The organism is Moraxella sp. DOX410, from assembly GCF_032248735.1.
GTDB classification, from domain to species: Bacteria; Pseudomonadota; Gammaproteobacteria; order Pseudomonadales; family Moraxellaceae; genus Faucicola; species Faucicola tetraodonis.
The window spans coordinates 2,110,064-2,122,703 of record NZ_CP135138.1; the positions used below are offsets into that span (position 1 = coordinate 2,110,064).

Consider the following 12,640-nt stretch of genomic DNA (forward strand, 5'->3'; position numbering starts at 1 on the left):
TTGAGTAAGTCAAAAAATGGGCGGATAAAACCGAAAAATATGGCTTAGTTTAGCATGGTTTGGTTTTTTTTAGTGAATAATCCAGCCATTTGGCGCAATTTGTCGCATTAGTTAAGATTATTTTCAAATGCAGGTAAAAAGATCTCACTAATCAAAAAATGCCTGCCTTGCCACTGGTAAAGGGTGGTGCGCCGCCAGCCTTGCGCTGTCACATCAATCCAGCGATTGGTCATCACTGCGCCATGCCGACGAAACAGTATATAGCCAATCGGTGTTGTACCCAGATTTGCCAATTTTCGCGCATTACCAATGAGGCTAGCAAACGGAAATACTGACCGCGCCACCACCCACGCATCTTGATTAGGCTTGCCAAATAATAAGGCTTCGCGCACCCATGCCGATTGGCTCACCCCAAGCGGTAACTGCAGTTGGTGCTTTTCGCTCAGGGACAAGGTTTGCCGCCCTTCAAACGTCGGCTGTACGATGAGTTTATGCTGAGATAAGGCTTCAAATTTGGCGGTGAGCGACCCTGTTGACGTCAGCCAAGGGATGAGTTTCGGCGGTATCTGCTGTTTGTGTGCCGCGCTCAAATGCGCGAAAGCTAAGTTTAGGTTTAAACCAACATTTATCATTATTTTTTCAAAAACTCATTATCGGGTATTGTGCCTTGCGCGGCAACGTCGCCAAAAAATTGGCTTTTATAGGTGTCATTAAAAGGTAACGCGGTCATCGCATCGGCTTGGTACGCCAGTATAGCGTGCTGTTCGTCTTGGCAAAACTGGGCAATCGCAGGGGCAAACACCTTGTCGTAGACGCGGTGTAACGAATGGGTCAACACCGGATAAAAGCCGCGAATCAACTTGTGCTCCCCTTGGGTACCAGGGTCAAAGTAGCGAAGGCCTTGCTTGATAGCAAACTCAATACCTTGGTAATAACACAGCTCAAAATGTAAACAATCATAGTCTTCTAGGCAGCCCCAATAGCGACCATATAACGTGCTGATAGTGGCATCGTCATCGAAAAAAAACAAACTACAAGCCACGATATCACCGTGCGCGTTATGCGCTTGAGCGAGCATCAGCTTGTCTGCCATAGTCTGCCCAAGCTGCTTAAAAAATGCTAAATTCAAATACGGCTGCCGCCCTCTGACCAGATAGGTCATGGCATAGCATTGATAAAAAACTGCCCAATCCGCCTCGGTGATATCGTCACCGATTTTAACCTGACAACTTAGATTTTGTTTGAGCACCTTTTGGCGTTCCACTTTAATTGATTTGCGTTTTTTGGCAGTTAATGTTGCCAAAAACTCATCAAAATTGGCGAATTTTTTATCCTGTAGATTGCGATTTTGCCATAAAAACTGACAGCTTAGCCGCTCGCAAATATTGGGCATATTGTGCAACGCTTGGACATCTTTTGGGGAGAAAAACAGTCCGTGCCAAGTGGATGCTTGATAGCGGCTTGCCAATTCATCAATCGCTTGTAGTAAGGTCTGATACAGTGGCGCGGTTAATGACTTGCCTTGTGCCACCCAAATCCGCTCGCCGGTGACGGGGGTAAAGGGGACGCTTGTCACCAATCTTGGATAATAATTTCTACCATAGCGATCAAAGGCTTCTGCCCAGCTAAAATCAAACACATATTCGCCTTGGTGATGCTTTTTGATAAACACGGGCATCACGGCAATCAGTTGACCACTGTCATCGACAATCTGCACATACTGCACCCACCAATCGCTGCGCCCGCCAATCAGCTTTGCATCTATGAGCGCTTGCCAAAAATCAAAGTGCATAAAGGGCGTATCAGGCGTCTGCCACTGTGTCTGTGAGTGCCAGTCAAACTCGCTGGTAAATTGATAGCGATAGAGCATATGTTAATATTATTGTAGTTGTATGAACGGATTATTATACCTTGTTTTTAGTCAAAAATACGGGCTTATCCTTTTACGCAATCTGGCACAATTTGGCACAATTTTGCAAAATATGTATGGCGTTGGGCAGTGTGGTTTATAAAGGTGACTTTGTTGCAATAACCAAATTGCAATAGCCAAGATTAGCGTTTACACTGAACAACTTATCTGCTCGATGCGCTCTAAGCTTTTTTTCACTCACTTGTCATCCTTTACCATGCCGACACTGATTTTATTTAACAAACCTTATGGCGTGCTCAGCCAATTTCGCAGCGATGATAATAACAACTTTGCGACGCTCAGCGATTATTTTAGCGATAAAAGCTTACGCGTGGCGGGGCGATTAGATGCCACTTCCGAAGGATTGCTACTGCTAACCGCTGATGGACAAGTCAATAAAGCCTTGACCCATCCACCCAAAGCCAATGCAGGCAAACAACAAGGTAAAACCTACTGGATACAGGTGGAAGGCGATGCAAGCGATGCCCAGCTACAGCAACTACAAACAGGGGTGCCACTCAAAGACGGTATCACCTTACCTGCCGAAGTTGCACGGCTGAGCGAAGCACAAATTGCCGAGCAAATTTGGCAAGCCCCTGACAAGATTGCCAAACGCAAAATCACCACGTGGCTCGCCATCACCATTTTTGAAGGTAAAAATCGTCAAGTACGTCGCATGGCGGCCCATGTGGGACTGCCTTGTCTGCGGCTGATTCGCATGGCATCAAGTGGCTTTAGCTTGGGGAATTTAGAGGTTGGCGCATCCACACAAATACCGCTATCACCTGCCGATTTAAAGCGACTGGGTGTCCAACCTTTATCCACAGCAACGACAACGCCACAATCGCGCAAAAAACCTCGCGTGTTAACGCCTAAATCGCTACAATCAAAGCACCCAACAAGCCGACGTAGGCAGCCATGAGCAGGCAGCCGTGAGTAGACAGATATAAGGAAACCGCTATGAGAAAACAGCCATGATCGGTTACATCTATCGTTTTTTTCAAAGCCGCCCTCGTCTACTGTTAGGATTTGCCACCATGGTGGTGGTGTATTTTGGACTATCGACGCTGGTTGGTCTATTGCCCAAAGATTGGACGTTGGCGGTAGCCTACGATAAATTGAAGTTTGTGACGCAATTTTTGCTGGCTTGGAATATCGGACTTTGGGTGTATCTACTGGCTATTTTTCGGATGATGTATAAAGCCGATCGAAATGCAATTTTGGATAAAGCCCATGCTGAAGACGAAGGCACGGTGTTAATGCTGATTTTGGTTTTTGTCACAGCCATTGTCAGTATGCTAGCGATTGTCGTAGAGTTGGGCGCGAGCAAGGACGCCAAAGGCGCTTTGATGCTGTTTCATATCGCGCTCACCGCCATGACGATTTTGACGGCCTGGCTGTTTATTCATACCATGTTTGCTATTCATTACACCCACGAGTATTTCTTGCTTAAAGAAGAAAAAAACGCAGAAATGCTAGATTTTCCTAACGATGATGACCCTGCCTACTGGGATTTTTTATATTTTTCCTACATCATTGGTACATCTGGTCAAACAGCGGATGTCGCCTTCAACACCCAGCAAAGTCGGATCATCGGTACCATCCATTGTGTGTTATCATTTTTCTTTAATACCGCAATTTTAGCCTCATTAATCAATATGTCAGCGGGTCTAATCGGTTAAAGTTAAATAAGTCAGCTAAATGAGTCAGCCCAATACAGCTAAATGAGTCGGTCAATTCAAGTGAATACATCGTCAAAATCGCTTGCTGTATGAGGTATACTATCCTCGCTTGTGGTCCTCGTCTTAACATAAAGTGATAGGACTGTCATATCCCACTACGCTAATATCTCGCTACTTTATAACTAGGAAATTGTATGATCGCACAATATTTGATGGTCGATAACGCCCTGCTCGAGCAACTGCAAAATGCCACTGATACAGCGCGAACGGCGTTACTTGAAAGTATGAGTGAGCAGCCTCAAGCGCAATTGGTAGATTTGGGCAAACTGTGGGACATTATCCATTTTGTGTTAACTAAACACAGTGCCACCCAACCTGTACCTGATGAGCCTGTTAGTGAGTTTGTGGTGGGTGTGGAAACCTTTAGTGACAGTGAAGACGCCGATTTCATTGCTTTTACCCCGTGGGCACATATTGTCGAAATCGTCGATGCACTAGAACAAATTAACTTTAAAAAACGCTTAGAAAAAGTCTCGATGAAGTCACTACGTGAGCAGGCTATTTTTCCACCCAATATTTGGCAAGACAAAAAGGAACACTTGGATAAAGAATTGCTGGCTTCATATAATGAGTTATTGGCGTTTTATAATGACGCCTTAGACCATGGCAATAATATTGTGGTGAGTATTTTATAACGTCGATATAGTCCTTTTTTCATTTTTTGAACCAAAAAAGCACCTTATAAAAGGTGCTTTTTTTATCAATTCACTGATGAACATATCATCTAGCTTGACTTAATTAGTTAACCGACTGATTAGTTAACTGACTGGGGTGCAAGAATAGTCATCTCTACACGGCGGTTTGGTTCATAGCTTGAGCCAAATTGTGTTGTCGCACCGCGACCAATAGCGCTGATACGGTTACCAGAGATGCCACGATTGACTAAGTAATTAGCGACTGCTGATGCACGGCGTTGTGATAACTCTTGGTTTCTATTTGCATCACCTTCCACTGAGGCGTAACCATTTACTTGAATGTTAGTTTGGTTATAGTCACGTAGTGTGGTAGCTACTTTGTCTAACGTATTATAGAAGTTAGGTAGAATAGTAGAATCACCAACGCGGAAAGTTATCGCTTCTGGGATAGACAAGTTAATGTTATTAGTCACTGGGTCACGCGTTACCGTCACGCCAGAACCTGCGGTTTCTGCACGAAGTTTTGCTTCTTGTTGCTGCATGTAGTAACCCACGCCCGCACCTAGTACGCCACCGATTGCCGCATCACGACCGGTTTTTTCACCGCCCGTTGCTTTTGAAATACCCGCGCCTGCGGCTGCCCCTAATAGACCCCCCATAAGCGCTTTATTGTCGGTAATGCCTGTTGTTGTCGTACCAGTTGGCGTTGTTGCACAACCTGTTAAGATAACACCTGATGCTAAAGTAGCTGCTAATAATTTAGTACGCATGAGTAATCTCCTTTGAATTCCTCTAGTTATAATGGCTTAGTTATAATTGCCACGCACCAACTTGTTGTTTTTATCTCATTTGCCAGATAAACCTGACAACACTCAGTTGCTTTGTGATTGAGCTCATTATGCAATAAACTTTTCCTTTATATGTAATGATTTGTCTTAAGGATGTTGTAGGATGGCATAATTTGTTACAAAATATTTTCAAGTATTCATTATTTATATTATTTATTCTTATATATTAAATGCTTTGTGATTTTGTTGAAAACTATGCTGCATAGTCAATCTATCATCTACAGATTATTCAATAACTTGTTAATTTTTAATAAAAATTTTTGACAATTAACTTTACTGGAATGTATAGCGTAGCACCAGTAAACCTGCAAGATTTGTGCTTGCCAGTGTATAAAAATTTATTAGTGAACATTTTTGACGTTTGCTAAACTAACACTTATTTTTACAATTAACGAAGCCAAATTAATGAAGCCAAGTATTTTTTCTTATGTCTCATTCAAATAAGCTTTTTTGAATAAGCTTTGTGGGAGCCAAATATGACAAATAACAATAAACCATCATTGCTCAAAAACACGTTAAATAAACTGCGTAAAACATCATTACCTTTGGCGCAAAACGCCAGCTTAGCGGTGGCGGCAGGCACCATTACCGGCAATTCAGTGCTGTTTAGTCTACCGCTTTGGGCGATGGGCGCGGTAAAAACATTAACGGGTCATACATTGGCAGATAAATCCGTGTTAAAAATAGCCAATCACTGGATCAATACCAACAATCGTTTGATTGACAACATCCTGCCCGATATTGATTTTCGCGTCAACCTGCCTGATGACTTGTCAGTCGATGGCAAATATATTTTGCTGAGTAATCACCAATCTTGGGTCGACACCACTGTCATTCAATATATCAGTGAAAACCGACTGCCGTTAACGCGGTTTTTTGCCAAATACGAGCTACTGTATATCCCAATTGTGGGGCAAGCCTTTTATTTTTTAGACTTTCCGATGATGAAACGCTACTCGAAAACAGCGATTGCTAAAAATCCAGCGCTAGAAGACCGCGATATCATCGAAGCCAAACGCGCTTGTCAAAACTTAATCGACAAGCCTTTTACCTTACTTAACTTTATCGAAGGCACGCGGTTTACCCAAAAAAAACGTGACTTGCAACAATCACCGTATCAACATTTGCTAAAACCCAAAGCGGGCGGCATTGCACTTGCATTAGGTGCGTTGGTTGACGATTTAGATGCTGTGCTTGATATGACAATTGTATATCCTGACGGTATTCCTACCTATCAGGATTTATGGAAAGGTAATATCAAACGCATCGGGGTGGATATTCAAAAAATTGTATTGCCAGATGACTTACTACAGCGCCTCATGGATGGCAAATACCAGCAGGATGAACAAACCAAAATAGATATGTACCGTTGGCTTGATGACTTGTGGCAGCAAAAAGATCAACGTATCCAAGCCATGCTCGATGATTTTACCCGTCATCCCTAGCGACACATCACTAGTGACACTACTAGTTAAAAACTCAGGTAAGCCATGCGATATATGAATTACCTACCTTGTACCCACTCACATTTTTTGCGGTATTGACCCCATTTTGAGCACTTTTTTATGCCAACTGCTAATTTAGACCCAAAGCCCAACCCAATGCCAAGCTCGAATATTAGCCAACCGCTCGCTGCCCACCCTGCCAAACCCAGTCGTTGGCAGTTAGCCTACGATACCATCATGATGGTTGCCATCGTGTTGGACTTGCTGCTCATGGGGTTTGACGCTTTGATGCTAAGTAGCTTTATGGCAAAAATAGCAAATTGGCTAGGGTTTTTTGACAGTATCATCACTTATCAGCAAGGATGGCACGAGCCAATCAAAGTAGCTGGGGGTCTATTTACCATCTTTTTGATAGCCGAGCTTTTGGTTCGCTGGTTGATTGCCATCGCCCAAAAACGCTATTACCGCTGGTTTTTCTTTCCATTCGTGCATTGGTATGAGGTGTTGGGCTGTGCACCGCAGCTGCGCGCATTACGACTGCTGCGCGTTGGCGTGATTGGTTATCGTCTGCATGAACTGGGCTACAAAGTTTTGCCCGCCAGTTGGCTTGCGACAATCAAATTTTATTACCAAATGATTATGGAAGAGATTTCTGATCGGGTGATTTTAACCGCGATTGACAATATCCGCACCGAAATAAGCAACACCGATGGGCATTTGGTCAAAAACATCATCGACAAGCATCGGGATGACATACAAAAGGTCATTGTCGAAGTGCTGCAGCAAGAAGCCACACCGTTATTACAATCCACGCCCGCCCACCCTGCCATCTTTGCCAAACCATTGGCAGAACAAGTGGGCATCGCCATTCAGCAAGCGCTAACCGATACGCCCGAGCTGCACCGCATATTACGATTGATACCGATTGCCGGTAGTCTGATAGAAAACCAAATGCACAGCATCGGGCAACACATTGGGGAAAATCTGACATTAAGCTTGACCACCAACCTTACCAAGCCGCAAACGCTCACGCTGATGTATGAAGAAATCGCCAAAAGCTTGGTGCAAATTGACGTCACTAGCCCTGCGCTAGAAAAATTAATTAGCGATATTATTGATGATAGTTTGACGTCACTTGCCAACCAAGTTCGCATTCAACAATGGAAGCACCAAATACGCTGATTGAATCCACCAATTTTGCTGGCCGATAGCCGCTATTCAACCCTTTTTTATCGCCCTACTACAGCTTTGGTTGCCAAACAATAAATAGCGCAGTGAATGGTTGTTGTTTTAAATAATACTTGCTAATATGCGGTATGAATCGATTTTGATGTATAAAAAGTTATTATAAAAAGGTTTTTCATGACACAGCCCGCTGCCCTTGACTTGACCCAAGATAGTTCATCACAAAAATTACAAAGTCTACCTAACCTATCCGAGCAGGGTTCACCGCAAAGTCAGCAGCCAGCCAACCCATTACCCACCGACCCTGTAGCCACTAGCGTGAAACTTACGGGCAGACTCCTCAACTTTACCCGCCTAAATATTGAAGGCAATGACATCAAAGTAATTTTGACAAAGATTGCACAAAAGCTAGGTCGTCAACGCCAGTCCAACTTACCGGTGATTGTCAGCTGTCATCACCCGTTAAATTTAGCGCAGCTTTGGGGCGGCTTATGGGCACTAGGGTTACAGCCGATTGGGTTGGTCACAGGCGCCAATGACGCCCAAGCCAATGAGCTTCGCATTGCCATTTTTCCAGCAGATGGGCAGCGCATTGACGGCAAAGCACCAAAAAATGTGGCGACGGGTAGAGAGCGAAAATCAGACAGCACAAAAAGTAACCCATCCTCTCAACACGTGGCGCAGCCCCCTACCCAATCACCCGCATCCGACAGTCAAGTGACTGAGCGACAAAATCAAACCGCTAATGATATCGCAGCCAATAATACCGCAAGCAATGAGACCACAATCAATGAGACCGCAGCTGCACCTGAAAAATTTGTCGCCTCACCGCATCACCAATCGCAGCCTGAAGGCGATTTGGTGCATAGTCAAATGCTGCGCTCCGGTCAAAGTATCAATCATGTAGGCGGTGACGTGATTTTGACCAAAGGCATCAATGCCGGCGCGGAAGCGATTACCGATTATAGCTTACACGTGTATGGAAAAGCCGAAGGGCGATTGGTCGCAGGGGCGACGGGCGACACCAACGCTAAAATATTCTGTTTACGTTTTAACCCGTCACTGGTGTCAGTTGCGGGCACTTATTGCCTAAAAGAAAATATTCCCATTGAGTATTTGGATAAAGCGGTACAAGTCAGCTACCTTGATGGTCAAGGCTTGGTGTTTGAATTGATGGAATAACAATCACCTAAACAACCACTTATACCATAATCTATGCAAAAATCGCCAATCTCTCGATTAACTTCGAAAAGTTTTTTATGCTAAACTAGTCCAATTAACCAAATTTGGGCTAACTAAAATTTAAGCCTTAACTTTTAACGATTTACGTTAATTTATATCCATATTTTTCAAACCAGTTTAGCGTGAATGTGTGTATGGCTTGATGATTAACCAATACAGCCTCACTGACACCGTGCTATGAATAGGAGTATGCCAAAGTGGCAAAAATCGTTGTTGTAACTTCAGGAAAAGGCGGGGTAGGCAAAACCACCACTAGCGCCTCTTTCGCTACAGGTCTAGCCCTTCGCGGCTTTAAAACTGTAGTGATTGACTTTGACGTGGGTCTTAGAAATCTTGACCTCATTATGGGCTGCGAAAACCGTATCGTGTATGACTTTGTTGATGTTATCTCAGGGAACGCGCGCCTGTCACAAGCTTTGGTAAAAGACAAACAGCTCAATAATTTGTTTATCTTACCTGCCAGCCAAACCCGCGACAAAGACGCCTTGACAGATGAAGGAGTCGCCGAAGTCATTAATGAGTTAGCCAAACAATTTGACTACATCGTGTGTGACTCGCCCGCTGGTATCGAGCGCGGTGCCCAGCTAGCTATGTACCATGCCGATGAAGCCATCATCGTGACCAACCCAGAAATCTCGTCGGTGCGTGACTCAGACCGTATCATCGGTATTTTGCAAAGCCGTACTAAAAAAGTTGAAGAAGGTACAGGCGTGGTACGTGAGCACTTGGTCATCAACCGCTACAACGCTGAGCGTGCTGAGCGCGGCGAGATGATGGATATCAACAGCATCTCTAATGACATCCTAAAAGTGCCACTACTTGGCGTGATTCCTGAAAGCAATAGCGTACTTGAGGCATCAAACCAAGGTGTGCCTGTGGTGCTAGATCAAAATTCAAAAGCCGGTCAAACTTATGATGACATGGTCGCTCGTTTCTTGGGGGAAGAACGTCCCTATCGCCATATCGAGGTGAAGAAGAAAAGTTTCCTACAACGCTGGTTTGGAGGTTAGGCTATGGGATTTTGGAGTAATTTATTTGGCGGTGAGCAAAAGTCAAACAGTGCCAATACTGCCGCAGAGCGCCTAAAGGTCATCGTTGCCAGCGAAAACCGCTTGCACAATCGGTTAACCCCAGAGCGTATTGAAAAAATGAAACGTGAGATTTTGGCAGTGGTCAATACCTACGTATCAGGTGTCAACATTGATGACGTCAATATTCAACATCACAATGAAGCAAACATGGAAGTGCTGGAGATGAATATCAGCTTGCCTGATAGTACACGCCAATAATTCATGTTGCGCTTAATCTAGGCTGCATTTAAAAAATTGTGACTAAAAAGCCCATGATGACATGGGCTTTTTTATACTATGGGCTGACTTAGCGCATACGGCGAATTAAATGGTCTTTTTGGATAAATTGGTGATACAGCGCGCCGATGATGTGCAAGGCCGTGAACACCAGCAGCAACGTCCACAACAGATTTTTATGAATTTTTTCTAACGTGCCTGACAAATCACTGTTTTCACTGACAAAGGCTGGGATATCAAACAGCCCAAACATACTCACCCCTTCCCCATCAAACATAACAGAAAACCAGCCCGCCAAAGGCATGGCAAGTAAAATCAAGTACAGTGCCAAATGCGTTAAATGCGATAGTTTATTTTGCCATTTTGGCATCGGCACATCGGCAGGTGCTTTGGTGACAAAACGATTGATAATCCGACCTACTGTCCAAAATAACACACTGAGTCCAAACGCTTTATGCAAATCAAAATAGGTAAAGTCAGTTGCATCTTCATTCAGCTCAATCATTGCCCAAGTCGCAATCAACAACACCACGCTAATCCAATGGAAAATACGTGACGATAGCGACCATTTGTTGATACCGTGTGGGGCAATCGGCTGTGGCGCTTCATTTGCAGGAAATAATGCCATAATGAATTTTACCTTATCATGATTTGTTTTGGGTTATTCTAGCAATGTTTGGGCAAAATAAAAGTAACAGACTGTTGGCAAAATAGCACAAAGGCGGACTGCGTCTAACTATCTAAATCCACCAAGAAATGCGAGAGCTTGTCCAAATCTGGCACCACACATAGCTCACCTGCCAACATGACTGGCTGAAAAATATAGTCCTGCTGTAAGCTATAGTCTGCCAAATTCGGTGCGCGTGAGCGCTCGACGACCTCATCATCTGGCGCGTTTAAGGCGGCTAATAAGTCAGGGTAGTGAGTCGCTAATTCAGCTTGGTAAGTCGCGTCATCAGCGTCTTTGAGATCAGCAATACGCACAGAATGAAAAGTCACTTCGCCATGAATCTGCAAGGCAATCCGATGGATATCGGTGACGCTTTCTAACACCACTAAGTGGGTGGGCTTATCATCTTTTGGCAACAAGTGATACACCGGCACTTCTTGACCGCGCCAAATATAATTCCAGATGCGCTCATCATAGTTATCAATGCTCAAAATCAAAGCTTGCGGCACAATCCAGTCAGGCGAACTGCTAGAAGGAATTCGAGCAATGGTTAATTGACCTGTGGTGATACTTAGGACGCCTACATCCTCATCTTGCTTAAAATAACGGTTTAAATCGTTTGCCATAGCCTGCTCATTTACTGATTAATAAGAAGTTTAGGGGTCGCTGCTAGCCTGCCGTATTAGCCACACAAGGCGATTAGCTGCTGAGCTAACTGCTTAGGGGTGCCAACAAAAGTGACTTGGTTGCTTTCAATCATGCTTTGTGGCTGGCTCGCGCAGGTGCTACTGTCAGGGGATTGCGCCCAAATAATGCTGCCATTTTTTTTGACCGTCGCTGCCACATCACTGCCATCATTGCCCATACCAGAGAACACAATAGTGATTAAATTATTGCCAAACGCTTCACTGCAGTTACGCATGACGTCACTGATTGGCGGTTTGTAACTGCCTTGCCAAGGTTTACGCTGCAAAATCACCCGTCCATTGGAATCACACACCACGCTGTGTTCAATCGGTAAAATCAAACAACGTCCTGTCAATAATTGCTGGGTATTGGTCACTATGTCACAGCGCCACTCATTGTGACGATTTAAAATTCTTGGCAAGGTGTTTAGCGTATTTTGGTTAAAGTGCTGCGCTAGTAACAGCGCCACTGGTAAATCTTCGGGCAAATTATCTAAAAATTCCTTAATCGCCAGTGGTCCGCCCATCGAGGCTGCGAGCAACACCACATATTTCCACGGTTTGATTTCGCTCTTGGCAGCATCATAGGGCTCTAACAAATCGCTACGTTCTAGCATGTTGGCAATTTTTCGCTTGAGTTGGCGTTGCCATTTGGCATATAACAGACTTTCATTGATATAAGGCGCAGTGACAAAGCCCAGTAGCACAATCTTAGTCAAATTGACATTCTGTTGTTTTTCAACATTTTGAATGACTGCGTAATCGTCTGGGGTATCGATTAGCCACACATCAACTTTTTGCTGAAAATGTTTTTCGAACAGCTGTGATGCTGCCAAGCATGCCACGATTTCAAATCCCCAAGAACGAATGGTATCGCTAAAGGCGAGCCGTTGCTGATTTTCCTCAGCAACGATAAAAAATCGCAGCGGCGGTGAGTGCTTTGACAGCATGAATGATTGTATCCTTTACAT

The 12,640-nt window shown here is 44.2% G+C and carries 14 protein-coding genes; 8 read left to right on the top strand and 6 right to left on the bottom strand.

Going from position 1 to position 12,640, the window contains the following annotated elements; all coding sequences use genetic code 11:
* Positions 1-107 precede the first annotated feature (107 nt).
* Both RNZ41_RS09420 and RNZ41_RS09425 read right to left on the bottom strand, forming a co-directional pair.
* Positions 108-632: a chorismate--pyruvate lyase family protein gene (locus RNZ41_RS09420; RefSeq protein ID WP_314027164.1), complete on the bottom strand. Its 525-nt coding sequence runs from the start codon at positions 630-632 to the stop codon at positions 108-110.
* Positions 632-1,870: a GNAT family N-acetyltransferase gene (locus tag RNZ41_RS09425; protein WP_314027165.1), complete on the bottom strand. Its 1,239-nt coding sequence runs from the start codon at positions 1,868-1,870 to the stop codon at positions 632-634. Before RNZ41_RS09425 ends, RNZ41_RS09420 begins: the two co-directional genes overlap by 1 nt.
* A 256-nt stretch (positions 1,871-2,126) precedes the next feature.
* On the opposite strand from RNZ41_RS09425, the gene RNZ41_RS09430 reads away from it, so the two are divergent.
* The 3 genes from RNZ41_RS09430 to RNZ41_RS09440 all read left to right on the top strand — a co-directional run bounded on the left by RNZ41_RS09430 (position 2,127) and on the right by RNZ41_RS09440 (position 4,286).
* Complete coding sequence (locus RNZ41_RS09430; protein WP_314027166.1) at positions 2,127-2,831, top strand: pseudouridine synthase; 705 nt, start codon at positions 2,127-2,129, stop codon at positions 2,829-2,831.
* A gap of 52 nt (positions 2,832-2,883) precedes the next feature.
* On the top strand, positions 2,884-3,591 hold the full coding sequence (locus RNZ41_RS09435) for a DUF1345 domain-containing protein (protein ID WP_040403240.1): 708 nt from the start codon (positions 2,884-2,886) through the stop codon (positions 3,589-3,591).
* 194 nt (positions 3,592-3,785) lie between these two features.
* The gene (locus RNZ41_RS09440) at positions 3,786-4,286 is read left to right on the top strand and encodes a YfbM family protein (protein WP_096488434.1); all 501 of its coding nucleotides are present in this window, start codon (positions 3,786-3,788) and stop codon (positions 4,284-4,286) included.
* A 119-nt stretch (positions 4,287-4,405) separates the two neighbouring features.
* Here RNZ41_RS09440 and RNZ41_RS09445 read toward each other — a convergent pair whose 3' ends face one another.
* Positions 4,406-5,056 carry an OmpA family protein gene (locus tag RNZ41_RS09445; protein WP_099833422.1) on the bottom strand — a complete coding sequence of 217 codons (651 nt, stop codon included), beginning with the start codon at positions 5,054-5,056 and terminating at the stop codon, positions 4,406-4,408.
* Between the two features lie 554 nt (positions 5,057-5,610).
* On the opposite strand from RNZ41_RS09445, the gene RNZ41_RS09450 reads away from it, so the two are divergent.
* From RNZ41_RS09450 to minE, 5 genes are all read left to right on the top strand, one after another.
* Positions 5,611-6,579 (top strand): acetyltransferase, encoded by a 969-nt coding sequence (locus RNZ41_RS09450; protein ID WP_314027167.1) that lies wholly within the window; start codon positions 5,611-5,613, stop codon positions 6,577-6,579.
* Between the two features lie 120 nt (positions 6,580-6,699).
* Complete coding sequence (locus tag RNZ41_RS09455) at positions 6,700-7,761, top strand: hypothetical protein (protein ID WP_138018704.1); 1,062 nt, start codon at positions 6,700-6,702, stop codon at positions 7,759-7,761.
* Between the two features lie 180 nt (positions 7,762-7,941).
* Positions 7,942-8,946 (top strand): septum site-determining protein MinC, encoded by a 1,005-nt coding sequence (gene minC / locus RNZ41_RS09460; RefSeq protein WP_314027168.1) that lies wholly within the window; start codon positions 7,942-7,944, stop codon positions 8,944-8,946.
* Positions 8,947-9,203: 257 nt separating this feature from the next.
* Positions 9,204-10,016: a septum site-determining protein MinD gene (gene minD, locus RNZ41_RS09465; RefSeq protein ID WP_036592750.1), complete on the top strand. Its 813-nt coding sequence runs from the start codon at positions 9,204-9,206 to the stop codon at positions 10,014-10,016.
* A 3-nt stretch (positions 10,017-10,019) separates the two neighbouring features.
* Entirely contained in the window at positions 10,020-10,295 is a 276-nt protein-coding gene (minE, locus tag RNZ41_RS09470; protein ID WP_007115412.1) for a cell division topological specificity factor MinE, read from the top strand.
* An 88-nt stretch (positions 10,296-10,383) separates the two neighbouring features.
* Here minE and RNZ41_RS09475 read toward each other — a convergent pair whose 3' ends face one another.
* The 3 genes from RNZ41_RS09475 to RNZ41_RS09485 all read right to left on the bottom strand — a co-directional run bounded on the left by RNZ41_RS09475 (position 10,384) and on the right by RNZ41_RS09485 (position 12,619).
* Positions 10,384-10,941 (bottom strand): cytochrome b, encoded by a 558-nt coding sequence (locus tag RNZ41_RS09475; RefSeq protein WP_062332532.1) that lies wholly within the window; start codon positions 10,939-10,941, stop codon positions 10,384-10,386.
* Positions 10,942-11,045: 104 nt separating this feature from the next.
* A complete protein-coding gene (locus tag RNZ41_RS09480; RefSeq protein ID WP_065254125.1) occupies positions 11,046-11,609 on the bottom strand; it encodes a hypothetical protein in 564 nt (187 codons plus the stop codon).
* A 56-nt stretch (positions 11,610-11,665) separates the two neighbouring features.
* Complete coding sequence (locus RNZ41_RS09485; protein ID WP_314027169.1) at positions 11,666-12,619, bottom strand: chemotaxis protein CheB; 954 nt, start codon at positions 12,617-12,619, stop codon at positions 11,666-11,668.
* Between the last annotated feature and the right edge of the window lie 21 nt (positions 12,620-12,640).